This is a genomic window from Bradyrhizobium sp. UFLA01-814 (genome assembly GCF_046718885.1).
GTDB lineage: Bacteria > Pseudomonadota > Alphaproteobacteria > Rhizobiales > Xanthobacteraceae > Bradyrhizobium > Bradyrhizobium elkanii.
In genome coordinates, this window is record NZ_JAQOSR010000037.1 from 1 (window position 1) to 21,490 (window position 21,490).

20 protein-coding genes and 1 tRNA gene are annotated in these 21,490 nt (G+C 63.6%); 7 read left to right on the top strand and 14 right to left on the bottom strand.

Annotated elements, in window-relative coordinates:
• The coding region (locus tag PMN64_RS13715) for a diguanylate cyclase (protein ID WP_411781063.1) at positions 1-1,591 on the bottom strand (1,591 nt) is incomplete at its 3' end.
• A 232-nt stretch (positions 1,592-1,823) separates the two neighbouring features.
• On the opposite strand from PMN64_RS13715, the gene PMN64_RS13720 reads away from it, so the two are divergent.
• A complete protein-coding gene (locus PMN64_RS13720) occupies positions 1,824-2,006 on the top strand; it encodes a hypothetical protein (protein WP_016846867.1) in 183 nt (60 codons plus the stop codon).
• Between the two features lie 252 nt (positions 2,007-2,258).
• On the opposite strand, the gene PMN64_RS13725 is transcribed toward PMN64_RS13720, so the two are convergent.
• The 4 genes from PMN64_RS13725 to PMN64_RS13740 form a co-directional block, all read right to left on the bottom strand.
• Positions 2,259-3,185, bottom strand: coding sequence for a hydroxymethylglutaryl-CoA lyase (locus tag PMN64_RS13725; RefSeq protein ID WP_411781064.1), 927 nt, complete (start codon positions 3,183-3,185; stop codon positions 2,259-2,261).
• Complete coding sequence (locus PMN64_RS13730; protein WP_411781065.1) at positions 3,182-5,191, bottom strand: acetyl/propionyl/methylcrotonyl-CoA carboxylase subunit alpha; 2,010 nt, start codon at positions 5,189-5,191, stop codon at positions 3,182-3,184. The genes PMN64_RS13725 and PMN64_RS13730 overlap by 4 nt, the downstream gene beginning before the upstream one ends.
• 14 nt (positions 5,192-5,205) lie before the next feature.
• Entirely contained in the window at positions 5,206-6,810 is a 1,605-nt protein-coding gene (locus tag PMN64_RS13735) for a carboxyl transferase domain-containing protein (protein ID WP_411781066.1), read from the bottom strand.
• 138 nt (positions 6,811-6,948) lie between these two features.
• Positions 6,949-8,121: an isovaleryl-CoA dehydrogenase gene (locus tag PMN64_RS13740; RefSeq protein WP_028342091.1), complete on the bottom strand. Its 1,173-nt coding sequence runs from the start codon at positions 8,119-8,121 to the stop codon at positions 6,949-6,951.
• Between the two features lie 192 nt (positions 8,122-8,313).
• Here PMN64_RS13740 and PMN64_RS13745 point away from each other — a divergent pair, with 192 nt between their 5' ends.
• Both PMN64_RS13745 and PMN64_RS13750 read left to right on the top strand, forming a co-directional pair.
• Complete coding sequence (locus tag PMN64_RS13745) at positions 8,314-8,967, top strand: TetR/AcrR family transcriptional regulator (RefSeq protein WP_411781067.1); 654 nt, start codon at positions 8,314-8,316, stop codon at positions 8,965-8,967.
• A 2-nt stretch (positions 8,968-8,969) separates the two neighbouring features.
• Positions 8,970-9,464, top strand: coding sequence for an Lrp/AsnC family transcriptional regulator (locus PMN64_RS13750; protein WP_411781068.1), 495 nt, complete (start codon positions 8,970-8,972; stop codon positions 9,462-9,464).
• A gap of 225 nt (positions 9,465-9,689) precedes the next feature.
• Here PMN64_RS13750 and PMN64_RS13755 read toward each other — a convergent pair whose 3' ends face one another.
• Complete coding sequence (locus PMN64_RS13755) at positions 9,690-9,995, bottom strand: ETC complex I subunit (protein WP_016846428.1); 306 nt, start codon at positions 9,993-9,995, stop codon at positions 9,690-9,692.
• Positions 9,996-10,238: 243 nt separating this feature from the next.
• On the opposite strand from PMN64_RS13755, the gene PMN64_RS13760 reads away from it, so the two are divergent.
• Entirely contained in the window at positions 10,239-11,402 is a 1,164-nt protein-coding gene (locus PMN64_RS13760; RefSeq protein WP_028342094.1) for an OpgC domain-containing protein, read from the top strand.
• 7 nt (positions 11,403-11,409) lie between these two features.
• On the opposite strand, the gene PMN64_RS13765 is transcribed toward PMN64_RS13760, so the two are convergent.
• The 6 genes from PMN64_RS13765 to PMN64_RS13790 all read right to left on the bottom strand — a co-directional run bounded on the left by PMN64_RS13765 (position 11,410) and on the right by PMN64_RS13790 (position 18,227).
• Positions 11,410-13,230, bottom strand: coding sequence for a carbamoyltransferase (locus PMN64_RS13765; protein WP_411781069.1), 1,821 nt, complete (start codon positions 13,228-13,230; stop codon positions 11,410-11,412).
• Positions 13,231-14,220: 990 nt separating this feature from the next.
• Complete coding sequence (locus PMN64_RS13770) at positions 14,221-14,997, bottom strand: cyclase family protein (RefSeq protein ID WP_411781070.1); 777 nt, start codon at positions 14,995-14,997, stop codon at positions 14,221-14,223.
• A gap of 797 nt (positions 14,998-15,794) precedes the next feature.
• Positions 15,795-15,871, bottom strand: a tRNA-Pro gene (locus PMN64_RS13775).
• 120 nt (positions 15,872-15,991) lie between these two features.
• On the bottom strand, positions 15,992-16,471 hold the full coding sequence (locus PMN64_RS13780) for a DUF192 domain-containing protein (RefSeq protein WP_028342097.1): 480 nt from the start codon (positions 16,469-16,471) through the stop codon (positions 15,992-15,994).
• 121 nt (positions 16,472-16,592) lie between these two features.
• On the bottom strand, positions 16,593-17,255 hold the full coding sequence (locus PMN64_RS13785) for a cold-shock protein (RefSeq protein ID WP_018271501.1): 663 nt from the start codon (positions 17,253-17,255) through the stop codon (positions 16,593-16,595).
• A gap of 210 nt (positions 17,256-17,465) precedes the next feature.
• Positions 17,466-18,227 (bottom strand): SIR2 family NAD-dependent protein deacylase, encoded by a 762-nt coding sequence (locus tag PMN64_RS13790; RefSeq protein WP_028342098.1) that lies wholly within the window; start codon positions 18,225-18,227, stop codon positions 17,466-17,468.
• Positions 18,228-18,478: 251 nt separating this feature from the next.
• Here PMN64_RS13790 and PMN64_RS13795 point away from each other — a divergent pair, with 251 nt between their 5' ends.
• The gene (locus tag PMN64_RS13795) at positions 18,479-18,640 is read left to right on the top strand and encodes a hypothetical protein (protein ID WP_162832435.1); all 162 of its coding nucleotides are present in this window, start codon (positions 18,479-18,481) and stop codon (positions 18,638-18,640) included.
• A gap of 439 nt (positions 18,641-19,079) precedes the next feature.
• Here PMN64_RS13795 and PMN64_RS13800 read toward each other — a convergent pair whose 3' ends face one another.
• Both PMN64_RS13800 and PMN64_RS13805 read right to left on the bottom strand, forming a co-directional pair.
• Entirely contained in the window at positions 19,080-19,265 is a 186-nt protein-coding gene (locus PMN64_RS13800; protein ID WP_035632016.1) for a hypothetical protein, read from the bottom strand.
• A gap of 254 nt (positions 19,266-19,519) precedes the next feature.
• Entirely contained in the window at positions 19,520-19,867 is a 348-nt protein-coding gene (locus PMN64_RS13805) for a GrlR family regulatory protein (RefSeq protein ID WP_028342100.1), read from the bottom strand.
• A gap of 169 nt (positions 19,868-20,036) precedes the next feature.
• Here PMN64_RS13805 and PMN64_RS13810 point away from each other — a divergent pair, with 169 nt between their 5' ends.
• Positions 20,037-20,210: a hypothetical protein gene (locus PMN64_RS13810; protein WP_018271496.1), complete on the top strand. Its 174-nt coding sequence runs from the start codon at positions 20,037-20,039 to the stop codon at positions 20,208-20,210.
• Between the two features lie 68 nt (positions 20,211-20,278).
• Positions 20,279-20,506 carry a hypothetical protein gene (locus PMN64_RS13815; RefSeq protein ID WP_028342101.1) on the top strand — a complete coding sequence of 76 codons (228 nt, stop codon included), beginning with the start codon at positions 20,279-20,281 and terminating at the stop codon, positions 20,504-20,506.
• Positions 20,507-21,490 lie beyond the last annotated feature (984 nt).

A 21,490-nucleotide genomic window follows, 5' to 3' on the forward strand; every position in this document is an offset into this window, starting at 1 on the left:
ATGGAGATGACCAGCACTCCGTGCGATTCCGGCCGTGCTCCTTGGCCTGGTAGAGCGCCGCATCGGCGGCCTTCATCAGGGCATCAATCCCGGGCATGCTTGTGAGGGCCTCGGCAACGCCGATGCTCACCGTGAGTGACACCGGCCGATCATCCGCGCCCACCGTCAACGCTTCCGCCCTCTTGCGGATGCGCTCGGCGACGGTTCGGGCGCGCGACAAAGTGGTCTCCGGCAGCAGGACCGCGAACTCCTCGCCTCCGACGCGGCCGACGACGTCGGACTTGCGCTTGCCCCGAATGCATATCCCGGCGACAGCCTTGATGGCTTCGTCGCCGACCGCATGTCCGAAGCGGTCATTGATGCTCTTGAAGTGATCGATATCGACCATCAGCACGGATACCGAACGATAGTAGCGCTGGAACCGGCTCCACTCCGCATCCAGCGTCGTCAGGAAGTGCCTGCGGTTGAACAATCCGGTGAGCGGATCGGTGGTCGCAAGCACCTCCAGCTGCCGTGCGTTGCGTACGAGATCGGTCACGTCGACGAAGGTCAGCATGCGACCGCCGTTTGCCATCGTCGAGCAATGGATCCTGATATGGCGGCCGTCCGGCGTCTGCACGTCGCGCTTGTGGTCGCCCGCCTTGATCTCGGCGATCCGCTTCGCGGGAAAGGCCCTGACTTGCTCCGGGGTCGCGTCCGCCGGAACGGCGCGGCGGTTGCGCGTGAGCAGCGTGATGTATGCCGGATGCCGCGCGACCTCCTCCTCGCTCACCTCCCAGAATTCCCGCATTCGCCGATTGAGGAAGATCGCATTGAGATCGCGGTCGAGCAGGACGACGCCGTCCTCCACGTTCTCGAGCGCACCGGTCAGCAGCTTCAGCTTGTCCAATGCGCGCACGATGTCGGTCACGGGCGTGTAGCTCACCATCCGGCCGCCGTCGGGCAGCGGCGTGCACTGACATCGAACCACATCACCATTGCTGCGCCTGAGATCGATCGGGTTTGGGTCCCCGACGCTCACGAGGCGGACGCGCTCGGCAAGGTAGGCATGAAGCTGCTCAGCCGGCAGCTCATAGGCCATGGTCTTGCAGCCGTGCTGCATCAGATCGGCGAAGGTGGGGTTGCGGTCGGCCACCGCGTCCGGAAGCGCCCACATGCTCCGAAACGCACGATTGATGAACAGGGCTTTCAGCTCTGCGTCCAACAGCAGGATGCCGACGGGGATCTGATCGAGCGCTGCGCGCAGCGCCAGCATGTGCCCGCGCAGAATATCGCCGCTGCGCCGCTCCGGAATGGCGGCCGGCGCGGGAGCGGCAGGCGCGGGCGCCGCAGCGTTGGCCTGCTGCTCTTCAAAAACCAGGCCAAGCTGGCGGTCCGATTGCCACAGCCGTTTGCATGGCTTCACCTGATTGCTGCCGACGAGCAACAGTTGAATGTGATCGGGAATGCCAACGACACTTTCGAGTTCCACGGTGGCGCTCGTCTCCGTGAGCTGGCGGACCGTGCAGTCGAAGGCCGACCGGCCGAAGTTGAAGACGATTTTTCCGGCCAGAAACGTTCGGCCGCGGGAAGCTGACACCTGTCCGGACATGGCGAGAATCCACCTGGAGCAATTGCGAGCCCCCTCACCTCAGCACGTTTGAGTCACCAAGCCATGAACGCTTTCGGGAGGGTTTAATCGGGCGCCGCGCCGATGACGGCGGCTGTGTGCGCCGCAAAACTGCCGGGAAGAATTTAGTTCTACCCTATAATTATGCTGCGCTAGACGCAGTCGGAGTAGTAGCGTCGCAACTCCCTCAGTAACAGTCAGGGAAATTCCCGCCATGTCTGCTCTTCAAGCGAAGCTGGAACGATTTGAGATCCTCGCCGACGAATGCGAGCTGATCGCTAGCAGGACGCTGGATGGGAGCAACCGCGAACTGTACCAGCGGCTGGGCGGGCACTATCGCGAGCTGGCGACCGATATGAGGGCCGTGATCGCGACGATCAACGCTCCGGCAGCGTAAGAAAAAGGGCCGCTCGAAACAACAAGCGGCCCAAGTCTAGGGAGGAAACGCCCTCAAGGAGGGCGGCGATAGCGCAAGGCGCTGTCGCACCATACGCATATGGGTTGAGAGTCCAGCTTCGGGAGCCCAGACTGCGCAAGCCGGGGGTGCGACTATGTGCCTTGAATCTGCGCTTCGCAGCGCATAAGTCCGAGCGCGACCGCCGAAGATTGAGGCGGCTACAATCCCAAATCGCTCCAAGCATCCCACAATTTACGATTTGGGGAGCCGCTTGCGCTTCGCGTTGAGCGCGGACGCAACACGGCTGACCGGCGGACGGCCGAGCAATCCGGCGACCTCGTTCGTCGTGGCCAGCAGCCTGTCCATGTCGATCCCTGTCTTCACGCCCATGCCTTCGAGCATGTAGACGACGTCCTCCGTCGCCACATTGCCGGTGGCGCCGGGGGCGTAGGGGCAGCCGCCGAGACCGCCCGCGGCGGCATCGATGACGCGGACGCCCTCTTCCATGCCGGCATAGAGATTGGCGAGCGCCTGGCCATAGGTGTCGTGGAAGTGCATCGCGAGGTTGCCGACCGGCAACTCAGAACCGACCGCACGCAGCATCTGCTTGGCCTTCAGCGGCGTGCCGACGCCGATGGTGTCGCCGAGCGAGATCTCGTAGCAGCCGAGATCCCACAACGTCACCGCGAGGTCGGCGACCGCCTTCGGCTCGATCTCGCCGTCGAACGGACAACCGAGCACGCAGGAGATATAGCCGCGCACCTTGACGCCGTCGGCCTTGGCGCGGGCCAGCACCGGCTTGAAGCGCTCGATCGATTCCGCGACCGAGCAGTTGATGTTGGCGCGGGAGAAGCCTTCGGAGGCCGCGGCGAACACCGAGACCACCTGGGCGCCCGCCGCGCGCGCGGCGTCATAGCCCTTTTCGTTCGGCACCAACACATGGAATTCGGCGTCCTTGACCTTATCCTTGATTTGGCTGACGCCGCGCAGCACCTGGTCGGAGCTTGCCATCTGCGGGATCGCCTTCGGCGATACGAAGGCGCCGACCTCGACCGTATTGAGCCCGGCCGCCACCAGCGCCTCGACGAAGGCGATGCGCGCCTCGACGCTGACCGGCGTCTTTTCGTTCTGCAGGCCGTCGCGGGGCCCCATCTCGATGATCTTGATCTGATCGCTCATGACGCGGCCGCAGGTTCGACTTCGGCAAGCTCGACGCCCTCGCCGACGATGTCGCCGACCTTGCATTTGAGCTTCTTCAGCACGCCGGCATAGGGCGCGCGCAGGGTCTGCTCCATCTTCATCACCTCCAGGGTGAGGATCGGCGCGCCCTTCTCCAAGGTCGCGCCCTCTTCGGCCAGCAGCGCGACCACGGTGCCCGGCAAGGGAGCCACGATCTTGTCCTCGCCGACCTGCTCCTCGCTCTCGCCGCCGAACGGATCGACCCAATGCAGGTCGAAGCGGCCGTTGCGGGTGCGCAAGTAAAGCTCGTGGCCTTCGACGACCGAAGCAATGCGCGACTTGAGGCCGTTGAGCGTCAGGTCGAAGCCGTCATCGCCGGCTGACGAGATCGCAAAGACGAGTTCGCGGCCGCCGACGGAGAGCGTCGACGGTCCATTGCCATAGTGCAGCGTGATGGTCTGGGCCGGCTCATGGCCCTGCCGGAACGAAAACACCCGCTGACGGCGGCCGACCGGCATCCAGCCGAAGGCCTGCCAGGGCGAGTTGGCCTCGCGCCGCGCCGCCTTCTGCTCGTCGTTGACGATCGCGGCCACCGCCGCGCACAGCTCGAACTCGCCGGCCGTGCCCGTGCCCGATGTCAGGTTCTTCAGCTCGCGCTCGATGAAGCCGGTATCGATCGCATTGGCTCGCGTATCCTTGTGCGTCACCAATGCCGACAGGAACGGGATATTGGTGACGATGCCGCGGACATCGGTTTCCTCAAGCCCGCGATTGAGCTTCTCGATCGCGCCCTCGCGCGTCGGCGCCCAGGCGATCACCTTGGCGAGCATCGCGTCATAGTACGGCGAGACGTTATCGCCGCTGCGATAGCCGGCATCGATGCGCAGGCCGTCGCCTTCCTGTGGCGTGCGCCAGGTCTTGATGCGGCCGACCGAGGGCATGAAGTTCTTCTGGGGATTTTCGGCGTAAACGCGTGCCTCGATGGCATGCCCGTTCAGCTTGATCTCGTCCTGCTTCAGCGGCAGCGCCTCGCCGAAGGCGACGCGCAGCTGCCATTCGACGAGATCGACGCCGGTGATCAGCTCGGTGACGGGATGCTCGACCTGCAGGCGGGTGTTCATCTCGATGAAGAACACGTCCTTGCCGTCGGAGACGAACTCGATGGTGCCGGCGCCGATATAGTTGACCGCGCCGGCGGCCTTGCGGGCGGCCTCGCAAACCGTCTCGCGTTGCGCGGCGTTCAGCGTCGGCGACGGCGCCTCCTCGATCACCTTCTGGTGGCGGCGCTGCAGCGTGCATTCGCGCTCCCACAGCGAGAGCAGATTGCCGTGGCTGTCGCCGATGATCTGCACCTCGATGTGGCGCGGGTTCTGCACGTATTTCTCGATCAGCATGCGGTCGTCGCCGAACGCCGCCTTGGCCTCGCGCTTGGCGCTGGTGATCGCGGCCGTGAGCTCAGCCGCCGAATTGACCACGCGCATGCCGCGGCCGCCGCCGCCGGCGGACGCCTTCACCAGCACGGGGAAGCCGATCCGGTTGGCGGCCTCCGCCAGCGTCGCCTCGTCCTGGGCCTCGCCGTGATAGCCGGGCACCAAGGGCACGCCGGCCTTCTCCATCAGCGCCTTCGAGCCCGACTTCGAGCCCATCGCCGTCATCATCTCGGCGGTCGGGCCGACGAACACCAAACCTGCTTCAAGACAGGCCTGCGCGAACTCCGCATTTTCAGACAGGAAGCCGTAGCCGGGATGCACGGCCTCGGCGCCGGTCTCCTTGGCGGCGGCGATGACGCGCTCGATGTTGAGATAGCTGTCGCGGGCCCGGGCCGGACCGAGCAGCACGGCCTCGTCGGCAAGCGCGACATGCATCGCGTCGCGGTCGGCCTCGGAATAGACAGCGACGGTGCGCAGCCCCATGGCGCGCGCCGAGCGGATGACGCGGCAGGCGATCTCGCCGCGGTTGGCGATCAGAAGCGTGCGGAAACGCCGGGTGAGTTTTGAGCGGTCCATGGTCAGTTCCTGGGTCACATCCTGAACAGGCCGAACTTCGTCGGCTCGATCGGCGCGTTGGCCGCCGCCGACAGGCCGAGCCCGAGCACGAGGCGGGTGTCGGCGGGATCGATCACGCCGTCATCCCACAGCCGCGCCGTCGCGTAGTAGGGATTGCCCTGCTTCTCGTATTGGGCGCGGATCGGCTCGCGGAACTTGTCTTCCTCTTCCGCCGACCAGCTCTCGCCCTTGGCCTCGATGCCGTCGCGGCGCACTTGACTGAGCACCATCGACGCCTGCTCGCCGCCCATCACCGAGATGCGCGCGTTGGGCCACAGCCAGAGGAAGCGCGGGCTGTAGGCGCGGCCGCACATCCCGTAATTGCCGGCGCCGTAGGAGCCGCCGATCACGACGGTGAATTTCGGCACGCCGGCGGTGGCAACCGCCGTCACCAGCTTGGCGCCGTCGCGCGCGATGCCGCCGGCCTCGTATTTCTTGCCGACCATGAAGCCAGTGATGTTCTGCAGGAACACCAGGGGAATGCCGCGCTGGCAGCACAGCTCGATGAAATGCGCGCCCTTCAGCGAGCTCTCGCTGAACAGGATGCCGTTATTGGCGATGATGCCGACCGGATAGCCAAAGATATGGGCGAAGCCGCAGATCAGCGTGGTGCCGTAGAGCTTTTTGAACTCGTCGAATTCGGAGCCGTCGACGATCCGCGCGATGATGTCGTGCACGTCGAACGGTTTTCTGCCGTCGGCGGAGACCACGCCATAGATCTCCTCGGCCGGAAACAGCGGCTCCTGCGCAGGGCGCATGTTGAGCTGTGCCTTCGCCGGCTGCTTCAGCGTGCCGACGATGCGGCGCGCGATCCCGATCGCGTGAGCGTCGTTCTGCGCGTAATGATCGGTGACGCCCGACTGCCGGGAGTGGACATCGGCGCCGCCGAGCTCTTCGGCGGTGACGACCTCGCCGGTCGCGGCCTTCACCAGCGGCGGACCACCGAGGAAGATCGTGCCCTGATTGCGCACGATGATGCTCTCGTCGGACATCGCCGGCACATAGGCGCCGCCCGCGGTGCAGGAGCCCATCACGATCGCGATTTGCGGGATGCCCTGCGACGACATCTGGGCCTGGTTGTAGAAGATGCGGCCGAAGTGCCGCTCGTCGGGAAATATCTCGTCCTGCAGCGGCAGGAAGGCGCCGCCGGAATCCACCATGTAGACGCAGGGCAGATTGTTCTGCCGCGCGATGTCCTGGGCGCGCAGATGCTTCTTCACCGTCATCGGGTAATAGGTGCCGCCCTTGATGGTGGCGTCGTTGGCGACGATGATGCACTCGCGCCCTGCGATGCGCCCGACGCCGGTGATGACGCTGGCGGAATGCACGTCACCGCTATAAAGCCCGTTGGCGGCGAGCGGCGACAGCTCGAGGAACGCCGTACCGGGGTCGACCAAAAGATCGACGCGATCGCGCGCCAGCATCTTGCCGCGCGAGGTGTGCCGCTTGCGCGAGGTCTCGCCGCCGCCGCCGGCCACCTGGTTGAGCTTTCCGCGGAGCTCCGCGACCAGGCCGCGCATCACCTCGGCGTTGCGGGCGAATTCAGAAGATGTGGGATCGATCGTCGAATGAAGCGGCATCGGTGTTGCACGTTTCGTTGGAGTATCGGTGGGGTTCAAGGTCAATCATCGTGCCGGGGTGAGCACAACTGCCACCGTCGATGCGGTGACAGCCCACCCCGCCCCTCTCCCCGCAAGCGCGGGACGAGGGAGAAGACATCAGGCCGTCTTGGCGAACAGCTCGCGGCCGATCAGCATGCGGCGGATCTCGCTCGTGCCGGCGCCGATCTCGTAGAGCTTTGCGTCGCGCAGCAAGCGGCCGGTCGGATAGTCGTTGATGTAGCCGTTGCCGCCGAGCAGCTGGATCGCATCCAGCGCGCACTGGGTGGCCTTCTCGGCGGCATAGAGGATGGCGCCGGCGGCATCCTCGCGCGTGGTCTCGCCGCGGTCGCAGGCTTTCGCCACGGCGTAAACATAGGCGCGCGAGGCGTTCATCGTGGTGTACATGTCGGCGACCTTGCCCTGCACCAGCTGGAACGAGCCGATCGGCTCGCCGAACTGCTTGCGCTCGTGGACGTAAGGCAGCACCACGTCCATGCAGGCCTGCATGATGCCGATCGGCCCCGCCGCCAGCACCGCGCGCTCATAGTCGAGACCACTCATCAGCACATTGACGCCGCGGCCGACCTCGGAGAGCACGTTCTCCTCCGGCACCTCGCAATCCTCGAACACCAACTCGCAGGTGTCGGAGCCGCGCATGCCGAGCTTGTCGAGCTTCTGCGCGGTCGAAAATCCCTTCATGCCCTTTTCGATGATGAAGGCGGTGATGCCGCGCGGGCCGGCGTTCGGATCGGTCTTGGCGTAGACCACCAGCGTATCGGCGACCGGACCGTTGGTGATCCACATCTTGTTGCCGTTCAGCACGAAGCGGTCGCCCTTCCTGTCGGCGCGGGTCTTCATCGAAACCACGTCCGAGCCCGCCGACGGCTCCGACATCGCGAGCGAGCCGACATGCTCGCCCGAGATCAGCTTCGGCAGATATTTGCGCTTCTGCGCCTCGTTGCCGTTGCGGCGGATCTGGTTGACGCAGAGGTTGGAATGCGCGCCGTAGGACAGGCCGACCGCGGCCGACGCCCGCGAGATCTCCTCGACCGCGATGCAGTGCTCGAGATAGCCGAGGCCCGAGCCGCCATACTCCTCCTCGACGGTGATGCCGTGCAGGCCGAGCGCGCCGATCCTCGGCCAGAGGTCGCGCGGAAACTGGTTGCTGCGGTCGATCTCGGCGGCGCGCGGCGCGATCTCGTTGGTCGAGAAATCATGCACCGTCTCGCGGATCGCATCCGCGGTCTCGCCAAGGTCGAAATTGAAGATTGCCGCCTGGTTCGAGGCCATGATCCCTCCCGTGAGATTCATCTTGCAATTAAACGATCATACGTTTTTTTCTTGGCTTCGCAAGCAATCGTGCTATGGTTTGGGCATGAAATCGGCAGTTCATTGAATTCACTGGGATTTCATGCGATATACATACGGTCGTTCGCTTGTTTCCTGGCTCTCCCTAGCAAGCCAACACCCTCCGAGGCCCCGATGGCACGCACGATCGGCTCACACGGTCCCACCACGCTGGAGGCGATCCGCAAGGCCGGCGTGCGCCTGATCTTCGAGCACGGTTACGAGGCCATGAGCCTGCGCCAGCTTGCCGCCGAGGTCGGCATCCAGGCCGGCTCACTCTACAACCATATCGCAACCAAGCAGGACCTGCTGTTCGATCTGGTGCAGGACCATATCAACGATTTGCTGCGCGAGCTTGATCTTGCGCTCGAGGGCAAGGCCGATCCGGTCGAGAAGCTGCGCGCCTTTGTCGCGTTCCACGTCACCTATCACATGACCCGCAAGCGCGAGGTCTTCATCGCCAATTCCGAGCTGCGCAGCCTCGATGCGAAGAACTACGACGCCGTTGTGGCGCTGCGCGGCGCCTATGAGCAGCGGCTGGCGCAGATCCTCACCGACGGGGCGTCGGACGGCGTGTTCGAGGTCGTCGACATCCAGGTCGCGACCTTCGCGATCCTGGCGCTGCTCACCGGGCTCTGCACCTGGTACCGCCCCGGCGGCCGTCTGACCCGCGACGCCATCATCGCGGCGCATGAGAAGCTGGTGCTGTCGGGCGTCGCGCCGCAGGCCGCGATCGGCCAAGCGAGCCACGGCAGCGACAGCTGGCGCGCCGCCGTGGCGGGCTCGTGACCGTGACCGAGCGCCCACAGCTCGATAACATCGATCTGCGGATCCTGTCCGAGTTGCAGCGGGACGGCCGGATCAGGATCAACGAGCTCGCCGAGCGGGTCGGCATCACTGCCCCGCCTTGCCTGCGCCGGGTTCGCGCCCTGCGCAGCCGCGGCGTGATCCAGGCGATCCGCGCGACGCTGGACGAACGGCTGCTCGGCTATGAGGTGACGACCTTCGTGCTGATCCAGCTCGACAGCCAGACCCTGAGCGCGATCGAGGCGTTCGAGGCTGATGTGGCGGCCGTGCCGCGCTTCCTGCAATGCTGGCGGATCTCGGGCGATGCCGACTTCATGCTCCGATGCGTCGCGCCCAGCGTCGACGACATGCGCCAGCAGCTGCTGCAATTCGCCGGCCTGCCCAATGTGCGCAAGATCAGAAGCTTTCCGGTGCTCGGCGTCTCCAAGGATGCGCCGCTGCCGATCCCGGGCGCCCTCGCCGCGCCCGTGGCGACATAATCGCCGTCTCTCACCCTGAGAGTCTGTGAATTGATAGAACAGCCGTCATTGCGAGGAGCGATAGCGACGAAGCAATCCATGTTTCCGCTTGCGGCGCGATGGATTGCTTCGCTGAAGCTCGCAATGACGTGGATAGGACAACGTACCTAGCCTTGTCACCGTAATCCCTGAGAGGCCCGCGCAGCGGGCGACTCCAGGATGAGGGGATGCGAATTCCGCCCGGCTCTAATGCGTCCACGGCTCCCAGCGGCGGAACGCGAAATTGTCGGCATAGGCGATCTGGCGGTGCGCCGAATCCTTCGGCTCGATCACCTGGTAGGCGATGCCCTTGCGCTCGCAATAGGCGACCGCCTCTTCCTTGGTCTCGAACTGCAGCGTCAGCTGCTGCTTCATGTCGGTGGACGAGGTCCAGCCCATCAAGGGCTCCACGGAGCGCGGCTGCTCCGGCTCGTAGTCCAGTTGCCACTCTTTGGTCTTGGCACGTCCCGATTGCATCGCGTTTTTGGCGGGCTTAAAAATGCGTGCGGTCATGGATGGTCGGCCCCGTGGGATGTGCGACATGGAAGCGATTTGAAGGAAACCGCCGGGATAGTATAGAGACACCTATCAACGATCTGATCGGTGATTCCTCGGATCTCGGAGGCAGCCTTCGCCGGACCGGTATAGTCATTCTACCGCGCTGTGACAATCTGGCCCCGGGAGGCTTCCCTTAGCAGTCCCTGGGCCCGCGGCGCGATCTTCTCGACAAGCATCACCTCGAGGAAGCGGCGCCCCATGGAAATCCACGCTACCCTGCCCGAAAAAGGACGTGACCTCCGGCTCGACCTGTTCCGCGGGGTCGCGAACTGGGCGATCTATCTCGATCACATCCCCGACAATGTCGTGAACTGGATCACGACGCGGAATTACGGCTTCAGCGACGCCGCGGACCTGTTCGTCTTCATCTCCGGCTACACCGCCTCCTTCGTCTACGCCCGCATGATGCTGGAACGCGGCTTCATCGTCGGCGCCACCCGGCTGACCAAGCGGGTCTGGCAGCTCTACGTCGCCCACATCATCCTGTTCGTGATCTACATCGCCTCGATCAGCTATCTGGCGCTGCGCTTCGGCGATTCCGAGATCATCAACGAGTTCAACGTCGCCGGCCTCGTCGACAACGCCACCGAGACGCTGCGCCAGGGCCTGTTCCTGAAATTCAAGCCGGTCAATCTCGACGTGCTGCCGCTCTATATCGTGCTGATGGGCCTGTTCCCGCCGGTGCTGTGGTTCATGCTGCGGCGGCCGAACTGGACCATGGCGGCCTCGCTCGTGCTGTGGCTGGTGTCGCGCCACCAGGGCTGGAACCTGCCGGCCTACCCGGCCGGCAGCTGGTACTTCAATCCGTTCGCCTGGCAGGTGCTGTTCGTGTTCGGCTCGTGGTGCGCGATGGGCGGCGCGCGCAACAACATGGGCATCATCAACTCGCGCTACACGTTGTGGTTCTGCATCGCCTATATGATTTTCGCGCTGATCATGACGATGGCCGGACGCTTCCCGGACTTCGGCGCCATGTTCCCGGACTGGCTCTATTCGGCCTTCAACCCGAACGACAAGACCAACCTTGCACCGTATCGCTTCCTGCACTTCGTGGTGATCACGGTGCTGGTGATCCGCTTCATCCCGAAGGACTGGGCGGCGCTGGAGTGGAAGGTGTTCGATCCCTTGATCGTCTGCGGCCAGCAGTCACTGGCGGTGTTCTGCGTCGGCGTGTTCCTGTCCTTTGTCGGACATTTCGAGCTCTCGATGAGCTCGGGCTCGCTGTTCGCGCAGATCTTCGTCAGCATCTCCGGCATCGCGATCATGACGATCGTGGCCTATTACATCTCGTGGTCGAAGCGGCAGGACAAGCCGGTCAAGCCGCCGGCGGCAAAGCCCGCGGCACCGGCGACACCCGCGTAAATAAGTTTCAGCCGCCGCCGCGACTGGGGTCCTGCGTGGTCGAGGAGACGATGGTGGCGACGTCGCCGAACGTCGTCATGACAGGCGTGACCACCTTGTGCATGGCGGTCTTCGACACCAAGGTGTCGTGCATCACGAGGTGGTCGATCCCGGTGGTGAGGAAGCAGCTGACCGCGTCCTGCGGCGTCTCGATGATCGGCTCGCCCTTGACGTTGAACGAGGTATTGATCAGGACCGGCACGCCGGTCAGCGCCTCGAACTCCTTCAGCAGGCGGTAGAGCATCGGGTTGTTCTCTTCCCGCACGCTCTGCACCCGCGCCGAACCGTCGACATGCACGATCGCCGGAATCCTGTCGCGCCATTCCGGCCGCACCGGCTTTGCGATCAGCATGTAGGGCGAGTCCTCCTCGCCTTCGAAGATCTCCTTCATGCGCTCGGCCAGCACGATCGGCGCAAACGGCCGGAAGGCCTGGCGGTGCTTGACCCGGCTGTTGAGGATGTCCTTCATCTCGGCCTTGCGCGGATCGGCGATCAGGCTGCGGTTGCCGAGCGCGCGCGGACCGAATTCGGAACGGTCCTGAAACCAGCCGATCACGCGCTGGTCGGCGAGCAGCTTAGCGGTGTCGCGGCAGATATTGTCGCTGCGCTTCGCGTCGATCTGGATGCGCACCAGGAAGCTTTGCAGCGCGGCGGCCACCTCGGCGTCGCTGTAGCGCCGCCCGACATAGGCGTGGTCCATCACGAACGAGCGGCGCTGCTTGAGCACTTCGAGCCAGCCGTAATAAGCGCAGCCGATCGCGATGCCGTCGTCGCCGGCGGCGGGCTGGATCCAGATGTTTTCGAAACCTGACTCGCGCGCGATGCGCCCGTTGGCCACGCAGTTCAGCGCAACGCCGCCGGCGATGCAGAGATTTTTCGCTCCCGTGGTCTCGCGCAGCCAGCGCGCCCGCGCCAGCAGCACGTTCTCGGTGTCGTCCTGCACCCGCCAGGCGATGTCCTCCCAGTGCCGCATCGCCGGGCTCTTGTCCCAACTGCCGCTGTCGAGCACGAAGGGCTGCTGGTTCTCGGCGCCCCAGAATGGCACGTGCAGCTTGCCGTCCTTCATCTCGAGCAGATGGCCGACCTGCTCATGGCGGCCATAGGGCGCAAGCCCCATCAGTTCGCCGCACTTGTTCCAGTCGCCGAACACATAGGTCGAGACCCGGCTGTACAGCGCCCCCAGCCCCGGCATGTTGTAGAACTCGTCCGACAACAGCCCGCGCGCCGGCTCCATCCAGACCTTCTTCAGGCATTCGAGCCTGGTGTCGTCGAACCTGTAGTAGCTCTCGGACTCGCGGGCCAGCGGCGACGCCTCATCCTCGGAGTAGGACTCCATCGCGTCGGCCCGATAATTGCCGACGCCGTCGACGATCATCACGACGCCGTCCTTGAATGGGGACACCGCGAACGCGCTGTAGGCATGCGCGAGGTGGTGCGAGATCGACACCACCTTGTCGGATTTGGAACGAAACAGCGGGTGCTTGATTGCCTCGTTGCGTTCGGCGATCGGCAGGAAGCCCGGCATATCCTGGTGGAGCATCCGCTCCTCCATCTCGAGCACCGGCAGGATGTAGCTGTTGTGCACCACGAGATCGACGTCGTCGAGGGTGATGCCCTCGGCCGACAGGCAGTAGTCGACGACTTCCTTGTAGAAGCCGGAGGCGTGCTTCTCGCGGGTGATGCGCTCCTTGGAGATCGCGTAGGCGATCGCGCCGTCACGCAGCAGGCAGGCGCTGACGTCATGGTCGTAGACGTTGAGACCAAGGACGTAAGTGTGTTGTTTCGGCATGGGCACTCTTTGGAAGGATACAGCAACGCTGAGAGAACAGGATCGTGTCGACTTCAAGTTCTCGCCGGCATTTTCCGACGTTCTCAAATCTCTGCTTCTGCGATGCACAAATCAAATCGGCGCAACGCAAGATGAACAGAATGAACGGCGGATGAACGACAAGATGAGCGCAGCAACGACAGTATCCTTTGCAGGCGGGACTGTAACTTGACCTTACCTGTTGGTCTCAATAGAGTCGTTAAAGCTCGCAAGAACCTTAGTGAAAATATTGTCTTAGCATGCACGAACCGAATGCCGGTGTCGCGCGTCTAAGCGAGACAGCCAGCATCAGTTCAGATGTTTGGAAGTGGACTGGAGATCTTCAGAATGACTAAACGCTACAATATCCTGACTCGTTGCCTAGCAGCAGTCGCTTTGTTGTTCGTCTATGTCGCAAGCACCTCCGCCATCCTGGTCGGCGTCACCACAGCGCCTGCGCAAGCCTGGCGCGGACGCGGCGGTGGCTGGGGCTATCGCGGCGGCGGCTGGGGTCGCGGTCGCGGGTGGGGCTATGGCCGCGGATATGGATATGGCCGTGGCTATGGCTACGGCGGTTACGCCGGTCCCCGTTGCTGGTGGACCCCGCGTGGTGTTCGCGTTTGCCGGTGGTAACAACCGCCCGGTCGACACAAGCGATATTAAAGACATGAAATCAGGTGCGTCGGTCCCGACGCACCTGATTTGCTTTTGGGGGTTGGTTCACCTGCCGGGCTTGGCTCAGCTGCGGCACGCAAGAAAGAGCCCCGGAGACGCCGGGGCTCTAGTCACGGGAGAGAACGCTTCCGAAATCGGGACGCGAGGACGAGCCGGCGGCCCGATCACCCAATGCATCTACTACGTGCATGAAAGCAGATTCGGCTGCCTCAGGCTGTAGCCGTGCCGCAACAACCCGCCGTAATGCACAGCCTGTCCACCGGTTCCCGAAGCTGGCCGAACACAACCCCGGCGCGCCTAGCCGTCGAGGATGGCGACCGCCCTCGTCCAGCCCGCCGACGCGCGCTCGATCTTCACCGGGAAGCACGACACCATGAACCCGGTCGACGGCAGCGGCTCGAGATTGTGCAGCTTCTCGATGTGGCAGTAACCGATGTGCCGCCCGGCCTTGTGGCCTTCCCAGATCAGGCTGGCGTCCCTGGTCTCGGCGTATCTCTTCGCGGTGAAGACGAACGGCGCGTCCCAGCTCCAGCCGTCGATGCCGGTCAGCCGCACGCCGCGCTCGAGCAGATACATCGTCGCCTCGTAGCCCATGCCGCAGCCCGAATTGACGTAGTCGGGCTGGCCATATTTCGCGCCCGCGCTGGTGTTGACGACGACGATCTCGAGCGGCGACAGCGCGTGGCCGATGCGCTTCAGCTCGGCTTCGACATCCTTGGCGGTCGCGACGTAGCCATCAGGCAGATGCCGAAAGTCGAGCTTCACGCCCGGCTGGAAGCACCACTCCAGCGGCACCTCGTCGATGGTCCAGGACCGCTCGCCGCGGTTCATGGTCGGATGGAAATGCCAGGGCGCGTCGAGATGCGTGCCGTTGTGGGTGGAGAGCGAGACCTGCTCGACGGCCCAGCCCTGCCCGTCGGGCAAATCATCGGCCTTCAGACCATCGAAGAACTGCAGCATGCGCGGCAGCCCCTGCTGGTGATCGATATACTGGATGGTCGGATGATTGCCGGGCGGATCGGCCGGAACGTCGTTCTGCAGGGGAACGGAGATATCGATCAGTCTGCGCGCCATGGTTTTCTCGCGGGATTGGACTTGTCGGGTCGAACCACCCTGCCAGCGCGCGCGCTTTATCGGCAAGCCACATCCGCTCGAGATCGCAGCTCACGATGTCGTGGCTTGGACTGCGGCAAGGCGGCGCAACGTTGAACCTATCCCGCGCCCGTACGACCCATTGGCACTGGGGATTTCAGGGCCCAGTATTTCGACGGCGCCGTCCGGACGAGCATATTCCGTCCAGGCGGCGTTGTTGCCTCAGGCGAGACAATCTCGGCCGAAGCCTGGTTACCCGTGCCAGAACGCTGTTCACGCACAGAGAGCCACAGAAACAATCCGTGTGCTCATGTCGCGCGGATTGCTGGTGGTGTTGCCACGGCGATACAGAGATACCCCCACAACGATGCTAACCAACCTGCATCTGAATCAAGACGGGGTTGCGTCGTGTCGGGATTTGATCACTGGAACGGTGCAAATAGAGCTTACTCGTCCGTAGAAGCGCCGCATCTGCGCGATGAGCAGCAGCAGTTCGACCGCTATCACAAATTCGACGACCCCATCTCGCGACCGCCGGAGAGTGGCTCAAGAACCGTGATCCTGGATCGCTACAACCCGCCGGCTCGTTGACCTGGTCAGCGCCCGGGCGGCTGAAGTTGCGAGCAGTGGAGCGCGGGTCTTCGGTCCCGCGCGTGCTATTTCAGGGTGCCAACTGACCGCGATTTGCGGACTAGGTCAGACACGAATGCCGAGCACGCGCCGATCATTGCGTCCGCCTCATCTACCGACGGAGCGTTCTGTTAAGTCTTTGATTTGGATGGTCGGGGCAGCTGGATTCGAACCAACGACCTGCAGTACCCAAAACTGCCGCGCTACCAGGCTGCGCTATACCCCGACATTTCCGAGAAGCCCCGTGGATACACGCTTCAGCCAGCGCCAGCAAGGCACGGATGGGGGCTTCGTGCGGCGAATCCGGGCACCGCTTTCCGTCCGGAAATCGCGTCAAAACCGGATGCTAACGGCCGCCGAACAGCGGATGGGCAACCCGATCGCCGGGCTGGATGCCGTATTTCTGCGCGGTCCCGGCAATCACCTCGAGCACGCCCTTGGCCAGCCCGCGCGACGGAATGATCCTGGTCGAAAGCGGCTCGGTGTTTTCGGCGATCCGCAGGATGCGCCCGTCGGCGCGGATGAAGATCATGTCGAGCGAGATGTAGGTGTTCTTCATCCACATCGACACTTCCTGCTCCGGCGAGAAGTCGAACAGCATGCCTTTGCCGTCCGCGAGCTCCTTCCGGTACATCAGGCCGGTCTCCTTCTCCTGCTCGGTGGTCGCCATTTCGACCGAGAAGACGTGCACGCCCGATTTGGTGACGATCTCGAGCGGCTGGACGCTTGCAGCCTGCGCGGCCGGGACCAGCAGCGCGCCGAACATGATGATGAGCGAGGCCATCAGCCACGGGCGAAGCCGCTCAACAATGCGAACGAAATTCATCGACAAATACTCACACCGGAGACAATTTTCCGGCGGACCCTAACCCGACGATTGCGGCAAATGCCAGAGCCGGGAGGGCTCGCCGGCGGCTCACGTTTCCGTCAGGGAGTCTGTTCTGGCGCTAATGCGACGACAGCGCCGACGGACCGGTCTCCGGGTGGATCTCGGCGGCCATCATGCCCTTGGAACCGGGCCCAAACCGCACCAGCACATACTGGCCGGGGCGCAGTTCGGTCATGCCGAAGCGGCGCAGCGTCTCCATATGCACGAAGATGTCGGGCGTGCCCTCGCCGCAGGTCACGAAGCCGAAGCCGCGCAGCCGGTTGAACCACTTGACCTGCGCGCGCTCGAGCCCGCTGGTTGCGGTCACCGTGACATGAGTGCGCGGCGGCAGCATCTGCGCCGGATGGATCGCCGTCGATTCGTCCATCGAGACGATGCGGAAAGCCTGGTAGCCCTTCGCGCGCTGCACGCATTCGACGACCAGCCGTGCGCCCTCATAGGCGGTCTGATAGCCGTCGCGCCGCAGTACGGTCACATGCAGAAGGATGTCGGGCCAGCCATTGTCGGGGACGATGAAGCCGTATCCCTTCGAGGCGTCGAACCATTTGATGACGCCGGAAACCTCGACGAGGTTGGCCGCGGTGTCGCCGAGACCGGAGAAGGCATCGATCGCCGGATCGCGCGGCGCGCTTCCATACTCGCCTTGACCAATCCTGCTTTGCCCAACTCCGCCCATCGGCGGTCCGCCGAGCTTCTTGGACTCAAATCCGTCCGACCCCATGACCCCGGACCCCACACATCAAATGCAGATCGCCGTCGTTGCGGCGCACCCTGTACACGCTGCTCTCCATGACCAACTCACTCGGACTGATTTTGGACGCGGCGCGAATCTCTCAACCAAAAGATAACACTCCCGCTTGCGGGGCATAGCTAAAAAACGATTCTTGCGGGAACTATGAACAGGCTTGCACAGCCGCGAATCAATCGGGCATCAATTGCCTACGAAAGGACCAAGCGTGTCGCCGATGTCGTGGCGGATCACCAGATCGGCGATGTCGTCCTGATCGGTCGGCTCGTTGTTGATGATCACGAGCCGCGCGCCGCTCTCCTTCGCCATCATCGGAAAGCCTGCGGCGGGCCACACCACAAGCGATGACCCGATCGCCAGAAACAGGTCGCAGTGCCTGGAGAGTTCCGCCGCGCGGCGCATCGCATCCTCAGGCATCGATTGCCCGAACGAGATCGTCGCGGTCTTCACCGGATCGCCGCAGTCCGCGCAGTCGGGCGCGCTGCCCGTCTTGTCGAACTGCTGCTTCACCCACGACAGCTCGTAGTCCTTGCCGCAGCCGATGCAGCGGCCATAGGTCGTGTTGCCGTGCAGCTCGATCACGTCGTCGGCCTTGAAGCCCGATGCCTGATGCAGGTTGTCGATGTTTTGCGTGATAATGCCGGGAACCTTGCCGGCCCGGTAGAGCGACGCAAGCGCGCGATGGCCGCGACCGGGTTTGGCCGCCGCAAAGGTCTGTTCCATCGCAAAGCGGCGCCGCCAGGACTCGTCGCGCGCGTCCTGGCTGGCGACGAACTCGTCGAACGGAATCGGCCGGTTGCGGGTCCACAGCCCGCCGGGCGAGCGGAAATCGGGAATGCCGCACTCGGTGGAGATGCCCGCCCCGGTGAACGGCACGATGGACGACGCCTCGGCAATCATGTTGCCGAGCTGCTCGACGCCGTTGCGCAAGTCTTTTGCGATCACTGAAAACAATCCGGTTGGCCGCAGCGACTATAGCACGGCCAAACCGATTGCGAGTTCAACCGTTGCGCGAGCGATCGGCTGCCATCGAGATGCCTTGATCGATCGGCTGCGACCAGCCGCCTCGGCGCATCCGCTTCGTCGCTCTTCCACCGCCTCAGCATCATCACATTCCTGCACTGGCCGCTCCGCATTGACGCCCAATTCGCTGACGCCAATGCGCCCGGGACAGGACCACGGCCAGGAGGATGGGCATGACCGATCAGGAAGACCGCGTCGCGCGCGAGCGCGAGGAGATCGTCGCACGTGTCGCCAGCTTCAGGGCGACGCAGCAGAAGTTCGAGCGCGATCGCCAGGAATACTACGACAACACGCTCGGCAATGCCTGGAGTGGCTTTCAACGCAAGACCGCTTGACGCAAGGCCGCTTGATGCCCTGCCGGGCGACCGCGCTGGTGGTCCGGGCACCGCGATTGCGCCATGAGGCGCAAGTGAGAAAGCCCGGAGCGGCGTGCTCCGCGCTTATGGCTATTGCCAGTGCCGCTGTGCGATGGTTGCCGCAAACGCAGTTCCGGTTCCCTGGAGCGTTTTCCGATCGGATCGCTCGAAAACGCGCCAGCCATGCGATAGCGCAAAGCTACCATCGGATAGCGCTGGAACAAAAATACAACCTCAGAGATTAGCTTGACGGAGAACGAGGTTGGCGTCGATGCCGGCGTGGATGGAACTGCTGCTTAACGTGATGGGCTTTGCCGGTTTCATCGGCATCGCGATGTATCACAAGCATCCGAACGGGAAGCTGCCGGACTGAGCGCCGGCGGCCCGTCTCCACTTGCCTCTCCCCGGCTTGCCGTCTTCAGTTTGCCTTCCGAGCCTCTCCCGCTGTCCGGACCAGCCGGTCCGACTTCACGAGCACTTTGCCGCTCTCCGGCTGCGGCCGAAGCCAGAAGCTGATCGCGACGAAAGCCGAGCAGAACAGCAGCCCCACCACCATCACGCGCCGGTGGGTCGGTCGATCAGCACTGTGGAACGATGGCATCATGGCTGTCACCCGCAGCCATCCCAATCGCAATCGCAAGTGGTGACAACACCATGCTGCCCTTAACCTAACCAGGTAGGGTTAGCGGTGGCCGGGTAATGCCTCGTCAGGAAAGTTCCGATCAGCCACTGCAGCGGGATTCACAGCGATATCTCCCACTTGTCCGCAGCAAATTCACAGCACCAGTGGGTCCAATTATCCAACAAAATACGGATCTTGCTGCACCCTCGTCCACAGCCTCACGCCGCGTGCGCGCGTCAGGCATCCGCCAGCCGTTTCAGGGTGGCCCGGAAACCCAGGCTGCGGGTTCCAACCAACACGGTCCCGAACACTTCGGCCTCGTCACCGCTGAACGTGCCGGAGAACCCGCTCGTCACTTCCTGTCCGGCGAACAGCGGACGGGTGAACGGGTCGGCGAACGGCGAATGCTGGTTGGTGCTGAGATGTCCCTTCCAGGTGCCCTCGCCGACCGTGTAGGCCCCGATCGACCAGAAATACGGCCCGCCGCCGATCAAGAGACCGTCGCGCAGGATCAGGATGCCGCTGTCGCGGCCCCTCACGCCGTCGGTCATGTGGATGTGGATCGAATAGAGCCCGTTCTTCATCGATCACGCCGCCCGGTCCTGGCGGCCCGCAGTATGGCTCCAATCCGGCCGGCGTGCGAGCAGGCCGATACCGTCCGGCCGTCCGAATCGGCGCAAAACGCAGCTCCCGGACGCTTACAAATCGTTAAGAAAGCCCTGACAAGGTTCGATCCTCCGGAGGGAGAGAGCCATGCTCGTATACCCCGTACCTGTCGAAGTGACGCAAGCCAGAGTGCAGCTCGTCGTCGACCAGACGGCGAAGGAGCAGCCGCGCATCATCAATGAGGATGTGCTGGATGTCTTCGCCGCGAAGAACCAGGCCGACCGGGAAGCGGTCGAGACCATCCTCGACATCAAGGTGTGAGAGCGGCACCAGCCGACAGGAACCTCTCGACTGCGCGCGGGTCATCCTGGTGACGCCAGGAGGCGCCCATGTGCAAGCTCATCGCGGTCACCGTCCTCACCCTGATATGCGGCGCGGCATTTGCCCAGGATACCGGTCCCGCGCCGCAGAGCGGCATGGAACGGCCTGAAAACACCAACGGAGCTACCCAGAGCGGCGCGATGGACACCACGGGCATGGGCGTGAAGCGGGCCAACAAATCCGAGATGAAGGACACGGCAAAGGGCGCGGCGAAAAGGTACGACGCAAAAAAGTAGGTTCCCACGACCAACATCCGGAGAGTTGCGACCTTCAAAAAGCGACCTTCAAAAAAAGTGGCGACCTTCAAAAAAGGAAGGAACGACTCTCTCGTTCCGCCGTTGGTTTGGCGAGCGGTACAACGAGGGAGAAATCCACCGGAAATATCAGCTCAACAAGCCCCGTCAGCTTACTTCGGTAAACTGGCGGGGTTTTGTTTTCTGGAGGCGGTCGGCCAGCTGGCGGACCCAGTCCGCATTGAACAAGCGCAACGGCACATCACGCGTGGTGCCGACAGCTCACCGCCCTGTCGGCTTTGGAAGGCCCCGGCGAATCCCCCTCGCGGGGTCCTTCTTTGAACCTTTTGCACGGCGCGAAGACATAAAGGGCGCTGGGGATTTCAGGGCCCAGCATCCGGCGCAGCGCTGTGGGACGAACATACTCCGTCTACGCGGCGCTGTTGCATTTTACAAATTCAACCTTAAGTTTGGTCTCCAACAGTTGACGGCTCACGCCCTGAGAGATCCCCAGTCCGTCAGCTGGGAAAGCCCCGCATCCAGCCTGCGGGGCTTTCTATTTTGCGGACCCAGGAACCTTCCGCGCGCGGCGACATTGTATGCCCGGTTGCCGGCACGATCTCCCCAAGGCCGGTCGGCATCAGACCTCGCGAGCCCACTCGCGGGGTTTTGCGCTTTAGAGGACGTCCAACCTCGCGCGTCCTTGATTGGCCGTGATCGGCAATCGGTGCGATAGAGGCCGCGCCTCCAAGGCTCGACCACAAGCCCCGTCCCAGAAATTTTGCTGGGCGGGGCTTTCTTGCATCCGCCGCTGCGCAAGCCTGTCACGGCGCGTCCCGTCCATACCTGGCTGCGTGATCGCGCGGCGCAACGGGACCCAGCGCTCGCGAAGGCGTGAGCATGCAAAGGCGAAATGCGGTCGGCAAAACTCGCGCAAACCCCTGCCCCGCGCCGCGTTTTGCTGCTATTTCTTGCCCCGTCTCGCCC